14 protein-coding genes, 1 tRNA gene and 1 pseudogene are annotated in these 18,175 nt (G+C 62.2%); 7 read left to right on the top strand and 9 right to left on the bottom strand.

The features are described 5' to 3' along the window. Positions 1-14 precede the first annotated feature (14 nt). Together IVA95_RS10845 and IVA95_RS10840 are read right to left on the bottom strand one after the other, a co-directional pair. Positions 15-800 carry an SDR family oxidoreductase gene (locus IVA95_RS10845; RefSeq protein WP_247510465.1) on the bottom strand — a complete coding sequence of 262 codons (786 nt, stop codon included), beginning with the start codon at positions 798-800 and terminating at the stop codon, positions 15-17. Between the two features lie 269 nt (positions 801-1,069). Further along, positions 1,070-2,677: a GMC family oxidoreductase N-terminal domain-containing protein gene (locus IVA95_RS10840; protein ID WP_247510499.1), complete on the bottom strand. Its 1,608-nt coding sequence runs from the start codon at positions 2,675-2,677 to the stop codon at positions 1,070-1,072. Between the two features lie 328 nt (positions 2,678-3,005). On the opposite strand from IVA95_RS10840, the gene IVA95_RS10835 reads away from it, so the two are divergent. Then, positions 3,006-3,082, top strand: a tRNA-Met gene (locus IVA95_RS10835). Between the two features lie 118 nt (positions 3,083-3,200). Here the strand turns inward: IVA95_RS10835 and IVA95_RS10830 are convergent. Beyond that, a complete protein-coding gene (locus tag IVA95_RS10830; RefSeq protein ID WP_247510464.1) occupies positions 3,201-4,400 on the bottom strand; it encodes a PepSY-associated TM helix domain-containing protein in 1,200 nt (399 codons plus the stop codon). 7 nt (positions 4,401-4,407) lie between these two features. After that, the gene (locus IVA95_RS10825) at positions 4,408-6,690 is read right to left on the bottom strand and encodes a TonB-dependent siderophore receptor (RefSeq protein WP_247510463.1); all 2,283 of its coding nucleotides are present in this window, start codon (positions 6,688-6,690) and stop codon (positions 4,408-4,410) included. Positions 6,691-6,959: 269 nt separating this feature from the next. Between IVA95_RS10825 and IVA95_RS10820 the strand changes: the two genes are divergently transcribed. The 5 genes and pseudogenes from IVA95_RS10820 to IVA95_RS10800 all read left to right on the top strand — a co-directional run bounded on the left by IVA95_RS10820 (position 6,960) and on the right by IVA95_RS10800 (position 11,707). Further along, positions 6,960-7,958 carry a hypothetical protein gene (locus tag IVA95_RS10820; RefSeq protein WP_247510462.1) on the top strand — a complete coding sequence of 333 codons (999 nt, stop codon included), beginning with the start codon at positions 6,960-6,962 and terminating at the stop codon, positions 7,956-7,958. Positions 7,959-7,991: 33 nt separating this feature from the next. After that, positions 7,992-8,168, top strand: a pseudogene (locus tag IVA95_RS38770) (DUF4167 domain-containing protein); the annotation flags it as partial. 773 nt (positions 8,169-8,941) lie between these two features. After that, the gene (locus IVA95_RS10810; protein WP_247510461.1) at positions 8,942-9,373 is read left to right on the top strand and encodes a universal stress protein; all 432 of its coding nucleotides are present in this window, start codon (positions 8,942-8,944) and stop codon (positions 9,371-9,373) included. A gap of 165 nt (positions 9,374-9,538) precedes the next feature. Next, the gene (locus tag IVA95_RS10805; RefSeq protein WP_247510460.1) at positions 9,539-10,144 is read left to right on the top strand and encodes a uracil-DNA glycosylase; all 606 of its coding nucleotides are present in this window, start codon (positions 9,539-9,541) and stop codon (positions 10,142-10,144) included. A 744-nt stretch (positions 10,145-10,888) separates the two neighbouring features. Then, positions 10,889-11,707: a class I SAM-dependent methyltransferase gene (locus tag IVA95_RS10800; RefSeq protein ID WP_247510459.1), complete on the top strand. Its 819-nt coding sequence runs from the start codon at positions 10,889-10,891 to the stop codon at positions 11,705-11,707. A gap of 25 nt (positions 11,708-11,732) precedes the next feature. On the opposite strand, the gene IVA95_RS10795 is transcribed toward IVA95_RS10800, so the two are convergent. The 4 genes from IVA95_RS10795 to IVA95_RS10780 are packed head-to-tail and all read right to left on the bottom strand — an operon-like array spanning position 11,733 to position 15,514. After that, positions 11,733-12,146: a hypothetical protein gene (locus IVA95_RS10795; protein ID WP_247510458.1), complete on the bottom strand. Its 414-nt coding sequence runs from the start codon at positions 12,144-12,146 to the stop codon at positions 11,733-11,735. Continuing rightward, positions 12,143-13,372, bottom strand: coding sequence for a glycosyltransferase family 4 protein (locus tag IVA95_RS10790; RefSeq protein ID WP_247510457.1), 1,230 nt, complete (start codon positions 13,370-13,372; stop codon positions 12,143-12,145). The genes IVA95_RS10795 and IVA95_RS10790 overlap by 4 nt, the downstream gene beginning before the upstream one ends. Further along, a complete protein-coding gene (locus IVA95_RS10785; RefSeq protein WP_247510456.1) occupies positions 13,335-14,612 on the bottom strand; it encodes a glycosyltransferase in 1,278 nt (425 codons plus the stop codon). The genes IVA95_RS10790 and IVA95_RS10785 overlap by 38 nt, the downstream gene beginning before the upstream one ends. Continuing rightward, a complete protein-coding gene (locus IVA95_RS10780; protein ID WP_247510455.1) occupies positions 14,609-15,514 on the bottom strand; it encodes a WecB/TagA/CpsF family glycosyltransferase in 906 nt (301 codons plus the stop codon). The genes IVA95_RS10785 and IVA95_RS10780 overlap by 4 nt, the downstream gene beginning before the upstream one ends. 97 nt (positions 15,515-15,611) lie before the next feature. Here IVA95_RS10780 and IVA95_RS10775 point away from each other — a divergent pair, with 97 nt between their 5' ends. Next, positions 15,612-16,712, top strand: coding sequence for an endo-1,4-beta-xylanase (locus IVA95_RS10775; RefSeq protein ID WP_247510454.1), 1,101 nt, complete (start codon positions 15,612-15,614; stop codon positions 16,710-16,712). Between the two features lie 22 nt (positions 16,713-16,734). On the opposite strand, the gene IVA95_RS10770 is transcribed toward IVA95_RS10775, so the two are convergent. Beyond that, positions 16,735-18,174, bottom strand: a complete 1,440-nt coding sequence (locus IVA95_RS10770) for a lipopolysaccharide biosynthesis protein (RefSeq protein WP_247510453.1) — start codon at positions 18,172-18,174, stop codon at positions 16,735-16,737. Position 18,175: the final 1 nt, after the last annotated feature.

Genomic DNA, 18,175 nt, shown 5'->3' with positions numbered 1-18,175 from the left:
TCAAATCGGCGGCACTAGAGAGTGCCGGGGAAAGCACCGCCGTCGAGCAGGATGTTCTGGCCGGTGATATATCCGGCCTTGGCGCCGCAGAGGAACGCGCAGGCATAGCCGAACTCGTCGGGGTCGCCGAACCGACCGGCCGGATTAAGCTTGGCGCGCTCGGCGAGCAACTGATCGACGGTGATGCCGCGTTTCTCCGCGTCGACCTTCGCGACCGGCCCGCGCAGGCGGTCGGTATCAAAGGGGCCGGGCAGTAAGGCATTGATGGTGACATTGTTGATCACGGTCTTGCGCGCGATCCCGGCGACGAAGCCGGTGAGGCCGGCGCGCGCGCCATTGGAGAGACCCAGCACCTCGATCGGCGCCTTCACCGCGGCCGAGGTGATGTTGACGATGCGGCCGAATTTCCGCGCCATCATACCGTCCACCGTCGCCTTGATCAGCTCGATCGGCGTCAGCATGTTGGCGTCGATCGCCTTGATCCAGTCGTCGCGGGTCCAGTTGCGGAAATCGCCGGGCGGCGGGCCGCCGGCATTATTGATCAGGATGTCCGGTTCGGGACAGGCCTTCAGCACGGCCTCGCGCCCGGCGGGCGTCGTGATATCGCCGACAATCTCGGTTACCGTGATGTCAGGACTCGCTTTGCGGATTTCGTCGGCGGTGTTTTTCAGCGCCTCCGCACCGCGCGCGGTCAGCGTGACGTGCACGCCTTCATTGGCCAGCGCCATGGCGCAGGCGCGCCCAAGGCCCTTGCTGGAAGCGCAGACGATGGCGCGGCGGCCTTTGATCCCTAGATCCACTGTTCTTCTCCCGTTGTGTCAGGTGATTTTGTTGTAGTCCGATGCGGCCACTTTAGCCAAATCGGGTGCTGCTGATAAGCCGCGGGTCCTTCTGATAATGCATATTGATCCCGGAAAGCGGCTCTATCCCCGTCATTTCGAGCCAACGGGTCGCGCAAATGCGCGCCCGATGACAGGCTCCGCGAAGTAATCCATGGCGCGGCATAACGGATAGATGGATTGCTTCGTCGCTCGCGCTCCTCGCAATGACGGCATAAGTTTGGCCAGCGTCAATTCACCCGCATCTCCGCTCTGATCATGTCGGCGGCCTTTTCCCCGATCATGATCGTCGGCGCATTGGTGTTGCCACCGATCAGGGTCGGCATGATCGAGGCATCGACCACGCGCAATCCCCCGACGCCGTACACTTTCAACTTCGGATCGACCACGGCGAGGGAATCGTTGACGCCCATCTTGGTGGTACCGACCGGATGATAGACGGTGTCGACCCGGGCGCGCAAAAGGTTGCGGATGTCGTCGTCGGCATGGACGCCTTCCGTGAACATCTCCTTCTTCTGCAACGCGCGCAGTGCCGGCGTCTCCATCAGCCGGCGCGTCGTCTTGAAGCCGGCAACCATGGTTTCCAGATCCTCCGCCTCGCCGAAGAAATTCGGGTCGATCAGCGGCGGCGCAAATGGATCGGCGCCGAGCAGCGAAACGCTGCCGCGGCTCTTCGGCCGCAGCAGGCAGACGTGGCAGGAGAAGCCGGTGCCGCGATGGCGCTTGCGGCCGTGATCGTCGGCCAGCGCCATGCCGAAATGAAGCTGGATATCGGGGATGTCGAGATCGGGCCGGGTTTTCAGGAAGCCGCCGCATTCGGCGAAGTTCGACGTCATCGGCCCGGTGCGGTCGCGGCGATACTGTCGGATGGCCCGCAGCAGCCGCGGCAGCGCTTTAAGTGAAATGCCGTTGAAGTGGGGATTATCGGACATGTAGCCGAACACGAAATCCGGATGGTCCTGCAGGTTTTGCCCGACGCCGGGCAGATGGTGCACGGTGGCAATGCCGTGCTTTGCAAGCTCGGCGCTGTCGCCGATGCCCGACAGCATCAGGAGATGCGGGGTCTGGAACGCGCCGGCGGAGAGGACCACCTCGCGCCGGGCGCGGATTTGCTTCAGCTCCTTGCCCTGCCGGTATTCGACACCGACCGCGCGCTTGCCTTCGAACAGGAGGCGGGTGGCATGGGCATGCGTCTCGACGCGCAGATTGGCGCGGTTTCCGATATGCGGGTGGATATAGGCGCGCGCGGCGCTGCAGCGCTCGCCGTTCCTCTGCGTCAGTTGATAGATGCCGAGGCCTTCGTGCTCGTCGGCGTTGAAATCTTCGCGCAGGCGGAATTGCGCTTCCTGCGCTGCCTGCAGAAAAATCTGCTGCACCGGGTTGCCGGTGCGCGACTTGTTGACCGCAAGGGGACCGCCCTTGCCGTGATATTCGCCGTCAAAATCGGCATTGTCTTCGGCGCGTTTGAAGTAGGGCAGCACATCGGCGAACGACCAGCCGGTATTGCCGAGCGAGGCCCATTGATCATAGTCGGCGCGGTGGCCGCGGATATAGACCATCGCGTTGATCGCCGAGGAGCCGCCGAGCCCCTTGCCGCGCGGCTGATAGCCGATGCGGCCGTTGAGGCCCTTCTGCGGCACGGTGCTGAAGGCCCAGTTGTTGACGTTGCCGGCAACCATCAGCACGAGTGCGAACGGCGTCGTGACCACCCAATTGTCATTCCTGCCGCCGGCATCGAGTAGCGCCACCGACGTGTTCGGATCCTCCGATAGCCGTCCCGCCACCGTGCAGCCGCCGGAGCCGCCACCCACCACCACGAAATCGAAGATATCGGTCACGCCCATTCCCCCTCCCGGATTTTTGTTCTGGCGACCTGATGAGCCGCGGCTTTGGGCGCAAAACTCCGCTTTTGCGGCGTTTATGGCAAGAATGGTTCCAAGGGCCGGTTTTGGCGCTCCAACCCCTCGTTTTTGCTGTCATAAAATCTGCAAAAGCTCCTTCTTGCCCCTTTCCAAAGCAGGGTGACGTTGATACATACCCCTCGCACCCGATGGCCTTGCCCGGGTCGCCTTCTCAGGAAGCCTCCGGACGGGATCGATCGGCGCGAACACGCGTTGGCCGGCTTTCACTTCGGGTCCGGTTTTTCGAAGGCAGTGCAACGGTTAACGCGGGGTGGAGCAGCCCGGTAGCTCGTCAGGCTCATAACCTGAAGGTCGCAAGTTCAAATCTTGCCCCCGCAACCAGATCACGCCGCCAGGTCAACGACCTGGCGGCGTTCGTTTTGGAAGAGTGGCGTCGGTGCCCTCGCATGCGTTCGTATGCACGTTCGGAACTCATTCGCTCCATTGAACGAGGGCACGTTCATGAGCTTCGCGCGTCGCTCCTTTTTGCCCTGTGCCTCGCTTTGGATCGCCAAACCTGAAAGCTTGTGACGAAGAGAATGAGCGGCACGAAGCCGGCAGCAAAGACCAGAAGACGGCCGAGCAAGCCGAAGGTCGATCCGTTATGGAGCCAGAGCTGTTCGGTCATATAGCGGTCGCCCAGCGACATGGAATCGGGCGTGCGGTCGTGTGCGAGTGCGCCCGTCCAGGGATCGAGCCAGATGGCACCGCGGGTGCGAAGGGCTGGATTGGAGCCGGGCGGGCGCAACAGGACACGCCAGGTGTTGCGGGTCTCGGTCGGCGGATTCAATTGGGCTATGTCGTAGCCGGGCTTGGCGGCGCGCGCTGCGAGAACGATCGCATCAGCGGACAATCGTGCGGCTCCGTCTGGCGGTGCAGGCTTGATGGTCGGCGCTGGATAAGGAGTGGCCGTCGAGACCAGGCCGACTACGGGGCGGATGACACCGGGAAACACGATACCGATACCCGTAATGGAGATCAGCGCAAGCAACGGTAGGCTCCAAAAGCCTGCCGTGTTGTGCAGATCGAGCATAAAGCGTTGCGCGGACACGTGCCTGCGGATCGAGACCGAGCGCCAGAACCGACCTCGCTTCGGCCACCACAGATACAGGCCCGAGAAAGCCATCCCGAGCAGCACGAAGCCGATCACTCCGACAAGCTCGCTGCCCCACCAGTCATGGAGCAGCAGATTGTAGTGCACGCGATAGACGGTGAATGCAAAGCAGTTGGTGTAGTCGCGCCGGCCCAGCACCTTCCCGTTCGAGGGATCGAGCATGGTGGTCCAGAGGCTCGGATACCGACCTTTCTCCGTCGCGTGAGAGTGCATGACGACCCAGACCGGCCATGTCCGGTCAGGTGCGATGACGGATCGGATCGGCGCCGGATCCACCGTGGCCGCAATCCGCATGACCTCGGCGGCCTCGAGACGGTGCTGAGGCCCGGCCGGGGTGTACAGGCTCGGATTCAATGCCGCATCGATCTCGCGATAAAAGACGATGAAGCTGCCCGTGAGCCCGATCACCACGAGCAGGACACCGAGGCTGAGGCCAAGCCATCGGTGGAGCCAAACGAGCGCAACGCGCAGGCGGCGCGCCCTCATCGGCTTCCAAGCGGCTGCCGCTGGGGTCCCTGAAAGGCCGTTCACATCGTCACGTCCCATAGGCGGCTCAAAAGTCGATGCTCGCTGAGAGCCGGTAGGTGCGCGGTGTGCCCGGAGTCAGGAAGCCACGTCCCGTCGTTGCCCAGTAGTCCAGACCGAAGACGTTTTCGACCGCCGCACGCAACGTCAGCGGCCTGCCGTCTATCTTGGTGACGTAGCGCGCTCCGATGTCGGTCCGAACCCAGTCCGGGATCTGCTGCGTGTTCGCCTGATCGTAATATTGCGGCGAGGTGTAAATGATCCGCCCGGTCAGGGTCGCCACCCCCGATGTCCGCCAGAAGGGAAGATCGTATTCGCCATAGAGGTTGAATTGGATATCCGGCACCCCGACCGCGGTTTTGCCGTCGAAGCGGCCGCCGGCGGTCTTGGTCTGGACGCCATCGAGGAAAGTCACGCCACCGAGCAGGCGCATTCCCGGGGCGACCTCGCCGAAGGTGTTGAGCTCCAGTCCGCGATTGCGATTCTCGCCGTCGACCGAGAAGAAATTGGTCGGACCGGTGATGCCGTTGGGCTGCGTGATCTCAAACGCCGCCACGGTAACTCCCAAGATCCCGAAGTCATATTTGGCACCGACCTCGATCTGCTTGGTCACGATCGCAGGAAAGACTTCAAATTTATTAGCGGCAGTGGGCGGCGCCGTTCCACCCGACGTCAGGCCTTCGATGTAGTTGCCGTAGAGCGACAGGTTGCTGATTGGCTTCACTACGAGAGCCACAGCAGGGGTGACCGCCTCGTTCTGCGGGCGTGTGGTCACGGCACCCGTGGTCGTGTTGAAGTTGGCGACGTCGATCCCCTGCCAGCGCCCGCCCAGGGTGAGAAGCACGCGATCATCGAGGATCGACATCGTATCCGCGATCGCGACGCTCTGATTGATCCGCCACGCAGAAAGTGGCGCGTTGTGCGACAGGCCCGCCGCGTTGCGCGGAGCCACGTAAACCGGGTTATAAAGGTTCGACGTGATCGATGGTCCGACATTGGTGGTGGCAGCTCCGCTGTCTTGCCACAGCCCGGTTGCCGCAAGCACGGTAGAATGTTTCACCGCTCCGGTGGTGAAACGGCCGCGTAGCCCGATCTCTCCAGTCTCGCGATCGAAATCCTGCACGGTGAGGGCCGGCTGTGACGTGAACGTGCCCATTGCGTCCGTGATGCGCAGAGTTCCGCCGAAGAAGATCTCCTTGGATCGGCTGCGACCGTAGGCTCCATACAGCGTCCAGAAATCGTTGAGGTCATATTCGGCGCGGGCCGCAGCGTATCGATGGTTGGAATTGTAGTATTCCCAGGGCTGCTGCTGGTTGATCGTGAGCGAGGGCGAAGCCGGGATTGGAAAGTTCGGGGCCACTTGCCGCACGCGCGTGGGTGCGTTCAGGTCCTGCTGCTGGTAACCGAAATCGACGGTGGCTCGGAACCGCTCGCCACGGTAGTCGAGAGCAACCGCGCCGACACCGAACCCATCCGTTTGGAAGTCGATCGGCGTCCGGCCATCGCGATAGGCGCCGTTGACGCGAACGCCCCATGCTTTGTCGGGGCCAAAGCGCCGGCCGAAATCGATCGCCGTCCCAACATTTCCGTTGGACACGAAGCCCGTCGTCCATCGCGTGATCGGATCGTCGGTGGCGCGCTTCGGGATGAGGTTGATCGTGCCGCCGATATTTCCGAACGGTGAAATCCCATACAACAAGGCGCTTGGTCCCTTGAGGATCTCCACGCGCTCGATGGGTTCAAGAGCGGGGCGGCGCGTATCGGTGATGCCGTAAAGCCCGTCGAATGCGATGTCGCTCGCGAATACCGGGAAGCCGCGGATCAGAAATCCGTCTAGCCCGCTGAAGCGTGGAGAGTTCGTGCGCACCGAGGGATCGTTGTCGGCGACGTCGGTGATGGTGTTGGCCTGCTGGTCGCGGATAAGCTTGTCCGTGTAGCCCGTTGTGTTGAACGGCGTATCGAAGACATTGCGATTGCCTAACATGCCGACGCGTGTGGTGGTCCCCACCTGGCCGCCCGCATAGGGAGCCGGCGGCTGACCAATGGTGCCGGTCGAAGGCGTGAGATATGGGATAGCATCGCGCTGGCTCGCTGGAGCCGCAACGCGTGGAGCAACGACGCGCGCGCTCCTTGCGCCCTGCTGAGGCTGTGGACGTCGTGCGGCTTGGCGCTTTGGTGAGTCAATCGTGACGGCAGGTAAGGAGACTGGTTCTCTTGCGTGAACTTCTTCTACCAATTGAAAGGACAGTGCCAGGTAACTCGCTGTGCCACAACAAACGGCACAGTAGAGCTTCTTCGTCGAAAGATTCATCCTCACCCCGATTTGATCGTCATCGTGGTGGCCTCTTACTGAATCGTTTGGCGAGCAGACATGTCTCGGGCATTAGAAGCCTTCAAAACAGCGTTCGTTTTTGTTGGATGTTGTATTTTTATCGACCAAAGACGGCGACGATTCTCGCTAAGCGTATGCTGAACACGCAGTCACAACGTCGGCGGGATACGCACCGGCGATCCCAGCCCTCAGCGCACGCCAGGCCTTGGCAACAACTTGAGCATAGCGCTGCGCCATGAGTGCTCGCGGTGTTTGAATTTCTTGAATGCCGGCTCGTCACAACTCGCCAGACGATCTGCGGTAGACGCCGCTTGATGCCGAGCTTCGAGCGGATCAAGCTTGGTGCAGCAGCGCCAGCGCGCGCCGATCCCCGCCGCGAAGCCCGACGTTCGGCGATGAATGTTCCCACGATGGAACCGAAGGAGAACGTCTCCCGCGTGAGCCCAGAGCGCAGAACGACCGTTCGATCAGGCTTCGCACAGCTTTTGTCGCTTCGGCCAGTTGAGCGCTTCGGTCAGAGCTTCGCGATACGTTGTTTCATGATGCGTACCGACTGGCGCATTTCTTTCATGCTGATGAGATGCCGGGTCCATCTATCCAGCCTGCATCGCAGTGTCGGTGCTCTTGAGGAACTCGCCTGGCCGCGCCTGCGGGACCATTTCCGGCGGTTGGACGTTAGTATCTTGAGAGAACGGCCAGTGGCGAAGCCGTTTCGCGGGGCGAGGTACCAACTGGAGACGATCATGCCAGAGCGAAAAACAGTGCAGAAGGCCAAGCGGGCCAAACGCGCGGGCAAATCGCCAACCACCCAGGCGGGCGAGTTTGTGCATGAGGAGATTCGCAAAGTTCGCCGCGGCCAACATGGAGCGAGATCGCCACAGCAGGCGATTGCAATCGGCCTGTCCAAGGCGAGGCGCGCGGGTGTTCCGCTCCGTCCGCCGGCAAAAGGCAAGGCCAAGGCAAGAACCCGCAAAAGCGCCGAATACGCGTATGAGGCGGGCCAGGGCAAGCGAAAGACCCGACGCCAGCCGCGCGTTTCACGTGCTGTATCGCAGACCCTCAAGCGTGAACCACGCAGCACGGCGTCGCGCGCAGCGCTGTCGAAACAAGCACGAAGCGCCGCCTCGCGTCGCTCCGCCGCGGCCCGCTCAGCGGCGGCTCGGAAGGCCGCAAAAACCAAAGGCCCGGCGCAGCGCTCCGCGGCAGCCAAAAAGGCAGCCCGGACCAGAGCGCGTCGCCGGCGATAGCCTTGCGCCGAAGATCATTTTACAGCTAGCACAATGGCGAGAAGAACACGGTCACCGAAAAGCAAAGTCGTCAGGACCCGCCTCCCGAGGCAGTCTCAGAACGCACAAAGGAATTACGAGCGCTACGTCGAGTTGGCTCGCGCTGAAGCGCTGAAGGGCGATCTGATCGCAGCCGAAAATTATCTTCAGCACGCCGAGCACTATTTGCGGTCGATGCACGATGAGGCGCACGGCGGGCGGCTCTCGCCGCAGCCGGCAACTTGGCCCAAGCAGCGGCTGAGACACAGCGGATGATGGAGCAATCCTGCTACAATCGCGAGATGCTCCGTCAGCCTATCGCTCACGAGAAACTAGGTCGATCTGATGAGGATCGACAACGTCGCGTCTCCGCAACTCCCAGGTTTTCGCGATCTCGGAATCGCGCCACAGGATATCGGACGTGTCCTGCTCCAGGCGGGACCGCTCCACTGGCCTTGCGCTCGGAACTAATGCTGGCCACCCGGAGTTCTTCATTTTGAGCGGCCGTTTTGCACGAACGAACTCGCAAGCCCTTTGCCCCACAAGGGGCGGCTCATCATGAGGAGGCTGGCCGTGATTCGGGATATTGTCGTCAACCTGGCGACCGGTAACTCTCGCGATCCTGCAGCAGCGTACGCGATCTCCGTCGCCAGGATGTTCGATGCCCAGATTGCAGGGATCGCAATGTGTCACTCTCCAGCGATTGTGGCCGGCGGCATGGAGGCTGTTCCGGCCGACGTGATCGAGGCCCTGCGCGAAGAGAGCGCCAGGGCGGCAAACGGGGCCATCGAAAGATTCAAACAGGCAGCGGCGCAGGCTCATCTTCCTGCCGAGGCGCAGATCATCGAGACCAGCATTGAAGGAATCCCAAGGACGTTTGGCCGTATTGCGCGGACGTTCGATCAATCGTTGCGCAGACCGAGCCCGAAGCGACGACCTCCACGGGGCTTGCCGCTGAAGCAACGATGTTTGAATCCGGACGGCCTATCCTCGTCGTACCCAGTATCCAAAAGGACGGCATCAAGCTCGGATGCATTCTCGTCTGCTGGGACGGAAGCCGCACCGCCGCGCGGGCGCTCGCGGACTCCATGCCGTTCTTGGAGCGCGCGAAGTCGATCGAGGTGATCAACGTAGGTAATGGCCGTAGGGAGGATGAAGAATCCCTGGCGGCCGTTGGCAGACACTTGGCGCGCCACGGCTTGAACAGCAGCACCAAAGCGCTCATCGCCGATGGGAGCGATGTCGCAAACGTAATCCTGTCGCATGCGGCAGATCTGTCGGCCGACCTTATCGTAATGGGCGGCTACGGCCATTCGCGGCTGCGCGAGTTCGTCCTCGGGGGCGTGACGCGCGGCATTCTCGACACGATGACCGTTCCGGTACTGATGTCGCATTAAAGGCCGATGTCAGAGCTTCTTGCCGTCGAACGGCGCTGATGCCCTTGATCATGTTGGCAACGCTCAGCTTGGAGTGGGTTGCGTAGGTCGTCACTCGCAACAGCAAGTTCGATGAGATAGCCGAACGACATTCGCGTTACCATGCTTTGGCGAGTGTAGACACCGATGGCCGGGACAAACACTGCCAACAAGCGACTCGATCAGCGCCGGGTCGCGCCCGAGGGTCTCTTCCGGCAACCGCGGCTATACTTGGTTGGCGAGGCGCCTGGCGCCGAAGAAGCTGAGCAGGGCAGGCCCTTTGTCGGGCCGGCCGGCTGCGCGTTGCGCAAACTGCTCGGGCAGGCTGGGATCGACCTCAGACAGCTGCGTTTGGCCAACGCAATTCCATTTCGGCCTATAGAACACACGGAAAAATCCGCGCTACGCAATCGCGCTCCAACTATCGAGGAAATCAATCATTACGGCGCCGCGGTACTGACGGACATCCGGCGCTCCAAGCCGCGCGTAGTCGTTGCACTCGGCAGCACCGCGGCTCGCCTATTCAGCGCGTCGCGTTCGATCCGAGCGTCGCGCAAGGCAAAGCTCCAATTTGATGGTCGTCCCCTGCAAATCACCTTTCACCCGGCCTACGTCCGCCGCTTCGGTGGGGCGAACGGCGACGCTTGGCGTAAGATGGTCGCTGATCTGCGCCGAGCCTGGAAAGTATCGGCAATGTACTCAAATGGCGCTCGTAGCAGGCAGCATTCTCCCGAGGGTTCGAAGGCTGTTTAGCGAGTTGCGCCGATGGATCGCGGGTGCACGAGGTTTACACGAGATTGCGCAGCCAGCGCCTGATCATCCAGCGTTCGTCGAAGCCGGACTATCGGCGACCTCCTGAACGGCGCAAGCCGCGATGCGTTCATTCTCAGCGAAACGGTCAGACATGATGTGGCACGCGGTTTCAAGGCAGGGGAGTCAATCGGGGACGGCATGAGCCGGATTGATCCCGGTCACGATGCATCCATAACGTTCAGCGGCGGTTCGCCCCTCATATCGGACCACCTGCTCTTCATCTGATCGGGCAGGTGCCGGCTCACGCCGGCTGAGGCCGATGTCGCCACGAGGCGACGCGAAACAAGCCGGCTGGAGGGCTTCGATAAATCCTAAAATTTGTTGGAAACAGCAGGGCGGGTCGTGCGTTGCGTTTCCGCAAACCGTTACGGTGGCATCTGGCTGCAGTTTCCTGCGACATCCAAATTGCAACCATCCGAATTGTTCCCGGTCCCGCATTGTTGCGCCGTCGTTGCATTCGAAATAGCATCGATTGCGAGTCATGAGCGGGGCAGGGCAGAAGAAATGACATGAGGTCCTTCTTTGCAGCTTTCTGCCGTCGATCGTTCGTTAGCAAATACGGAACCCGCTCACTGGAAGAAGCGTCTTCGCTGTCCTCGCTGCTCCTCGCCGCTGCGGAACGTGTGGTCAGAGCCCTCCTGCTCGAACCGTGCCTGCGATTATAGCAGGGCCGGGTTTCCGATGATGGGTGCGCAGCCGGTGCTGATCGATTTCGCAGCCAGCATTTTTGAGCGCAGGATGTACGAGGCCGAGAATGGCTCGGCGCTGCAGCGGGACGTCAGCCGCCGTTCCCTCGGATCGCGGCTGCATCGCCTTACCTTTGGAGGCAATCCGGTTGCCGTCGCCAACAGCGCAACATTCATCGAGCTGTTGAAGCGGGAGTCGAGGCGGCCGGTTGTGCTCGTGGTCGGAGGCGGCACGATCGGCTTGGGCGCAGACGAACTCTACCGGGACGACTCCATCGAGCTCGTCGGTACCGACGTCTATGCTTCGCCGCACACGGTGCTGGTGGCTGACGCCCACAGTCTACCCTTCGAAGACGGCGTGTTCGACGGCGTCTGGGTGCAGGCGGTGCTGGAACATGTGCTGGAGCCCGCAACGGTTGTTGCCGAGCTGCATCGGGTGCTGCGGCTGGAAGGCCTGGTCTATGCGGAGACGCCGTTCATGCAGCAGGTGCACGAGCGGGCCTATGACTTCTCGCGTTTCACGCAGAGCGGTCACCGCTGGCTGTTCAAGCGATTTTCCGAGATCAACGCCGGACCGGTCGGCGGCGCCGGTGTGGCGCTTGAATGGTCAATCCGCTATTTCGCGCGCGCGCTCGGCGCGGGCAACAAGCTGTCACGCCTGATCGTGCTGCCGTTCTTCTGGATCAGATATCTCGATGCGTTCGGCCGCGGCCGGGCCGCAGCGGATGCCGCCAGTGGCTTCTTCTTTCTCGGGCGCAGGGCCGAACAGGCGATGGATCCGCATGACATGCCGGATTACTACAACCGGCAAAAATGAAGCGGTGGCCGGATCATGCAGGAGGTCAAGAAAGCCCCTTGACCTTCTTGCATGGCGTGGACGAGGTCGACGACATCCGTGCGACGTCGGTTACGGAGTGGATGGAAAGCTTTTCCTTGCGGGTGATGAAGCGGAGCACGCCGCGAGGATAGGCGTCGCAGAACTGAGCCAGCGTGGCTGCCGTCGCTGAAACGCTGTCCTGTTTGGGGACCACGGCGATGCCGCCATCCCGCAGGATATACGCATCCTTCACGTTAGGCATGGCTGATGCCGCGACGCAGATCTTGAACAGCTCGTTATAGGCCTGCGGCGTCAGGGACAGATCCCCGCCGGGCGTTCCCAGGAGATACTCGCGGCTCTTGCGGCAGTTCTCGTTGTCTGCCCGCGCTGCGCTGCTCGCGAGCGTCAGCAGCATCGCGGTCGCGACCAGCAGCTTCATGCCGTTATTCCGATGGCGCGGTCTGCAGATGCCGGCTTGCCGGCGTAGGGCAGGCCATAGGTCATCGCCGCGCATCGTTCCCATGAAAGGGCACGGGCATGGGAGGATGCGCCTGCCGCGACAATGGCGCGCAGATTTCGATCGGCGGCCAGCTCTGCAATAGCCTGCGATATGCTCTCGGCCGAAGGCGGCACGAGAATTCCGGTCTCGTCGGCGAGCACGGCGTCAGGCACGCCGCCGACCTCGGTCGCGACGCTCGGCAGGCCGGCTGCCCCGGCCTCGAGATACACCAATCCAAACCCCTCCACCCGGCCGGTCGTGTCAGGGAGACCCGTCAGGCAAAAGAAATCCGAGGCCGCGTAGAGATCGCGGATGTCTTCGTTCGATTGCGGGCCGAGGAACCGAATGTCGCAGGCCGCTGCTTCGGCGTCGCGCCGCAGCGCATCGACATAATCGGCTTCGCCGTCCGGGCCGATCACGAGCCACGTGATGCGATTGCGCAGATCGTCCGGAAGCTGCGACAACGCGGCAAGCGTCAGATGATGCCCCTTGCGGCGCGTGATCCGCGCCACAGTGATCATCACCAGCCGGTCTTCCGGCAGACGATGGGCCAGGCGAATCTCTCGGCGCGTCCGTCGTCCGCCGAACCAGAACTCCGATACGCCGAGATTGATCGCGCTGATCCGGCGCGGGTCGACGGCAAACCGCTCGCGGAACAGCATCTCGGTAAAGCCGCTATTGGCGACGATCTCCGTCCGCGGCCCGAACACGCCGGCGCTGCGGATCGCCATGCGCTTCAGCGGCGTCTGCGTTTCGTTGATCTCGGTACCATGTACCGTCATCAATACCCGCGCCTGAGTTCGCCATCTCGAAAGCGCGACCGGAATGAAGAACGGCCAATCGGCGGCATGGACCACGTCATATCGGTCGCCGCGGACGCCGCGGCGTGCCAGCATGATCTTGCGCGGCATGTCGCGCATGGAGTGGAGGCCGCCGCTGTAGCGAACGACCTCGAAGGGCAGGGTGCGGTCGTCGTCGGCGGTTTGCCGTCCGTAGTCCGGCGCCACCACCGTGACCTTGGCACCGAGCCGGCTCGCCGCCGCCGCAATTTCGCGCGCGTAAGTCCCAATTCCTCCCATCGCGGGGGCGAACTCGCTGGTCAACAGAAGAATGTTCAATCCGGCGCCCTCAGTAGGTCGGCGCCGCAGCGGCAAGTCCGCGGGCATCCTGAATTTCCTGATGATAACGGAAGACCCGCGCGAGCTGGGTGCCCGGCGTGAACGCTCGGATGGAGTCGGCGATTTGTACCGGATTCATCGTGCCCGCGTCGATGGCACTCCGTACATCGACGAACCGCTGAGCGAGCGCATCGGCCATGTCGTCGCGGCTGCCGCTTCGCGCTACCAGATAGCCGCTGACGCCAGAATGGATCACGGGTTCGAGCTGCGGCAGGTGCATGGCGACGACCGGCCGGCCGACCGCAAGTGTCTCGAGCACGCAGCGCGGCATGCCTTCGAATTCGGATGTCAGGATGCCGGCATGCGCGCTTGCCAGCGTCTCCGCCATGCCGGCAGCGTCTTTGAAGCCGTGGCGGACGGTGATGTCTTCGATCGCGGCGAACTCTTCGAACCGGTGCGGGTCGCTGGTGCCGATATAGTGAAACCGTACGTCGCCGTTCAATCGCCGCCGCAGGCGGTCGATCGTGCGAAACATCAGCGGTGGATCCTTGAATTCATCGAGCCTGCCGGCGAACACGATCTGGAACGGCGACGAGTTCAACGGCCAGAGTTGCGGCTTGAAAATATCCGTGTTGACCCATGTCCAGAGCGTGTCGATCTTGTCCTTGCGGCGCGGATAGGTCCGCTGTAACCGCTCGGTGATGAACGGATTGACGCAGAGAAATTTCTCGCTCATGGCGACGGCAAACCGCTCGCCGGTATTGTGAACGAAGGCGTATTTCCGCAACAGCGAATCCATCTGCAATTTCGGCGCGCCCTCGCCGTGAAGCATCTGCACGAACGGCAGCCGCAGGATCGCCGGCAACCAGGAAAATTCCACCCGCCGCAGATCGACCGAGCACCGCCTCGCGCGGATCAGCCTTGCGATCGTGCCGAAGTGGCGGAGCAGCGCCATAAAGAATTGCCCGGTCAGTGAGGTGCGGATGCTGCGGGCCGCTTCGCGCGCTTGCTGGTCCGAATAGTGCAGGATCGGAAGGAAGTCGAAGCCGCGGCCTCGGAATGTCATCCGGTGAAGCTTGCCGAGCTCCAGCTCGCCCGTCGAGTCGACGCCGATGAAGAGGATGTCGGTGTCGGTCGGATGGAATGTAATGAAATCGCGAATGTATGTTTCGAGGCCGCCGACCTTTTGGCCGCGCGGGTCGAACGGGTGGATCAGGCAGATCTGGTAACGTGGCTTGATCCGGTTGGCGTTTCGCGCCCGTAGCGCCAGGGTCAATGTTGAAGTCATGCCGCTTTCCTCATGCGTGCCTGGACAATTTGCGGAATGGTTCGCGCAACAAGACGCGGAACAATGGTCATGCATTTGATGTAGCGGGGGCCGAGTCGCCGTGGCTCGCGCAACATGCGCCACGCCCATTCGAGGCCGGTTCTGCGCGCGATGGACGGCGCGCGGCTTTGCGTGCCGGCGATGAAATCGAGTGCGGCCCCGATGCACAACACGCCGGTTCCATCCAGCTCGTCGAGGCAGCGCGCCGCGAACAGCTCCTGTCGCGGCGCGCCGAGCGCAACGAAGCAGAGTCTGGCGCCCGAGGCGCGAATGCGTTCGATCGCAGCATCCGCTTCACTGGAATGGGGATCGAACCCCGGTCCCGGCGCGAAGCATCCAGCGATCTGTAATCCCTTGAATCGTTCCGACAAACGCCGTGCCGTCATCTTAAGCGTGAGATCGTTCGCCCCTAGCAAAAACACCGGGAGTCCTTTCTTGCGCGCTTCAGCGCAAACCGGTTCGACCAGATCGGCGCCGGTCGTGCGCTCAATTCGTGCGCCCATGAGACGGCTCAGCACGACGATCGGGAACCCATCGGCTGTGACAAATCTGGCGCGACGATAGGCAGCGCGAAAGTTGGCGTGGTGTTGAAGTTGGACAACGTGGTCGAGATTGAGCGTGCAGACGCTGAAGTTGTCGCCATGTTGCGCGGCCGACACGATTGACGACACAGCTTCCGGAAGCGAGGGAACATTGATCGTTATCCCATCGACAGTGAGGCTGGGCTGCAACTGCGCTGGTGGTTCCAACATGTCGACTCCTGCTGCTGATGATGTAATCGAGAGACGCACTCGTGGAGGACTATCGACAGGCGCGTTGCTTCGCGACGGGAACTGCGTGCCGAAAATTTTCTCGACCGACATTCGTCACGAAATCGAACTAATGCGACGCAACGATGGCGATGCCGCGTTGCGAAGGACGAGACATCGCGGCGAATCATTCACATGATGGAGATCAGCTATGCAGGAGTGGTCGAGGCGAGATGCGCTCGCTCTTATCGCAGGAGCAAGCGTTGCTTCGTGCGGGAAGGAAGTATTCGCCGCACAGCCTGCGCAGAGTCTCGGCGTCATCGCCGCTCGTAACGGAATCGTGTTCGGCGCGGCTGCAGGGCCGGTGATCGACAAGGATCTTGCGTATCGCGAGCTGTATCAGACGCAGGTCCGCATCGTCACAACGGACATTGCAATGAAGATGGGCACCATCGCGCCGCAACCGGGACCGAAGCGATTCGAAAGCGCGGATCGTCTGCTGCAATTTTGTGCGAGCCATAACATTCCGATGCGCGGACATTGCCTGATCTGGAACGAATGGGTTCCGCAATGGATCAAAAGCATGAGCAGTGCCGAGCGTGAGAGGTTTTTCGATTCCTATATCGACGAAGTGGCTGCCCGCTATGTAGGCAAATTGCATTCATGGGATGTCGTCAACGAGCCGTTCTGGCCTGGGCACAAGGCGCCCGGCGGCTACCGGCTCGGTCCGTGGTACGACACGTTCGGTACCGGTTATGTGCGCCGCGCCTTCGAGCGCGTGGCGATGATAGACCGCAAGACGAAACTGGTTCTCAACGAGGCGCAGAGCGAACGCGACGACGATGTTGGCCTCGCGGTTCGCCGCGGCCTGCTGCAACTGGTCGATGAATTGAAGCATGCCGGCGTGCCGCTGCATGCCGTCGGGTTGCAAAGCCACCTGCAGCCTCGCTACCCGCACGACCCCGGGCGCTTTTCCGAGTTCCTTCATGCGCTCGCCGGACGTGGTGTCGATATCTATCTGACCGAGTTCGACGTGCGCGACGACACGTTTCCGGACGACATCGCAGCGCGCGATGCCATGATCGCCGAGACGGCGGAGAAGTTCCTGACCAACGCGCTTCGCGTGCCGGCCGTCAAAGTGGTGATCGCGTGGGAGCTTGCCGATAACTACTCGTTCTATACCGACGCGGCGAAGAAGAAGGATCCGCTCGCGCGACGGCTGCCTCGGCCGCTTCCGTTCGATTCGTCGATGCAGAAGAAGCCGCTTTGGTTCGCGATGGCGCGCGCGTTCGAGAATGCCAGAAAATCGTAAGCGCCGATCGTTTCGAATGCGCTCACGCCCCTGAATGTTGGGGGCGTGGCCGAAGTATCCGCACCAGCGACGGTGCATAGAGCAGGGCAAGCGCTGCGAAATAAGTGGCTGCGCCTGCCGCAATGTGGCCGGCCAGAATCGTGATCGTCCGGGCCTCCGGAAATATCCGCAGCACGGCCGCCATGGCGATGGTGGCCAATACGATGCGCACGAGATGACCGACCGGAAGCCGCAGGCCAAACCGTGTAAACCCGATTGAAAAACTCACGGTGGCGGCGGCCAGTGCTGCCAGAACCGTGGCGCCGGCGACGCCGGGCAGTCCCCATCGCGGCAGGAACAAGGCGCTCAACGCCACGGTCATCGACGCGTCGATTGCGGCAATGGCCATCATCCAGCGCGTGCGGTTTTGCAGCAGGAATACCTGGTCGCCGAAATGGGCGCGCAGGTTGCGGATTGAGCCGGCGAGCGTTGAGAGCGGCAGGATGGCGAGCGTCACCGCCTGGAACGGCGCTGCGATCAGGAGATGCACGATCTCCGTTCTCAGTATGACGATGCCGGCGAGGCTTGGCGCCAGGATTGCGACAAGGAGAGCGCTGTTGTTGGCGAGCTGGCGCATCCCGGCCTGGTCGCCGTGTTGCTCGATGCTTTTCACCGCCAGCGGAAACGCCGCCGCCGTGACCAGCATGGCTGCGACCGCCGCGGCCCGCTGGCCGAGGCCGTAGCCAACGGCGAACAGCCCGGCGGCGGCCACTCCGGACATTTCGTTGACGATGAAGCGCGAAGCGTTGAGGCCGACCCAGCCGAGCGCGCCGCCGACAATCAGCGGAAGGCCGTAGCGCAGGGCGTGGACTACGATCTCCCGGTCGATCGGCCACAGGCGGTGACCCCAGCCGATCCAGGGCAGGACGATGAGCGCGGCCGTCAGTTGCGCGGCGGCGTAACCCGCAAGTGGCCAATCCGGGCATTGGCCAAGCAGTTTGATTAACACCAGGCCAACAACGAATCCGACGGATGGCCCGAACACCTGCTGGATCGTGTAGACCCGGATCTGCTGCCGCGCGCGGGCACGTTCACCGATATAGAGGTTGAGCGACCGGGTCATCACATAGGCGACGGCGGCCAGCAAAAGTCCCGTTCCGGCGCCCGGCGCGATGACCAGATGCAGAATTCCGATGACGGCCGCGCTTTGCAAGGCAAGAGATGCCAGCAGGACCGCGTTTTCGGTGCGGTAGAACCGAGGCGCGTCGTTGACGTCTTGATATCGTCCGAGGAAACGCAACGCAAATTGCGACCACCAGGCGAGAAAGCCGATCTGCAGCAATTCGTGCGTGGCCGTAATCAGGGTGATGACGCCGAGCGTGTGCTCGTCGACGACATGCGTCCATACGATCATCGCCAGAAGCTGGAACAGCGGTCCGACGAACTGCGCGGGCAGATAGAGCAGGGTGTGCTTCAGGAGCATG

Origin of the sequence: Bradyrhizobium sp. 157 (assembly GCF_023073815.1) — a bacterium.
In the GTDB taxonomy this organism is placed as follows: domain Bacteria; phylum Pseudomonadota; class Alphaproteobacteria; order Rhizobiales; family Xanthobacteraceae; genus Bradyrhizobium.
The sequence above is the reverse complement of the archived record's forward strand: the minus strand, read 5'-3'. Positions and strand labels throughout refer to the sequence as shown.

Excerpts from the sequence above, each read along its gene's own strand:
- IVA95_RS10830 (WP_247510464.1), bottom strand. The coding sequence starts at position 4,400 with ATGGGACGTGACGATGTGAACGGCCTTTCAGGGACCCCAGCGGCAGCC.
- IVA95_RS10825 (WP_247510463.1), bottom strand. The coding sequence starts at position 6,690 with ATGAATCTTTCGACGAAGAAGCTCTACTGTGCCGTTTGTTGTGGCACA.
- IVA95_RS10810 (WP_247510461.1), top strand. The coding sequence starts at position 8,942 with ATGTTTGAATCCGGACGGCCTATCCTCGTCGTACCCAGTATCCAAAAG.
- IVA95_RS10805 (WP_247510460.1), top strand. The coding sequence starts at position 9,539 with ATGGCCGGGACAAACACTGCCAACAAGCGACTCGATCAGCGCCGGGTC.
- IVA95_RS10800 (WP_247510459.1), top strand. The coding sequence starts at position 10,889 with ATGGGTGCGCAGCCGGTGCTGATCGATTTCGCAGCCAGCATTTTTGAG.
- IVA95_RS10795 (WP_247510458.1), bottom strand. The coding sequence starts at position 12,146 with ATGAAGCTGCTGGTCGCGACCGCGATGCTGCTGACGCTCGCGAGCAGC.
- IVA95_RS10790 (WP_247510457.1), bottom strand. The coding sequence starts at position 13,372 with ATGCCCGCGGACTTGCCGCTGCGGCGCCGACCTACTGAGGGCGCCGGA.
- IVA95_RS10785 (WP_247510456.1), bottom strand. The coding sequence starts at position 14,612 with ATGACTTCAACATTGACCCTGGCGCTACGGGCGCGAAACGCCAACCGG.
- IVA95_RS10780 (WP_247510455.1), bottom strand. The coding sequence starts at position 15,514 with ATGTCGGTCGAGAAAATTTTCGGCACGCAGTTCCCGTCGCGAAGCAAC.
- IVA95_RS10775 (WP_247510454.1), top strand. The coding sequence starts at position 15,612 with ATGCAGGAGTGGTCGAGGCGAGATGCGCTCGCTCTTATCGCAGGAGCA.
- IVA95_RS10770 (WP_247510453.1), bottom strand. The coding sequence starts at position 18,174 with ATGCTCCTGAAGCACACCCTGCTCTATCTGCCCGCGCAGTTCGTCGGA.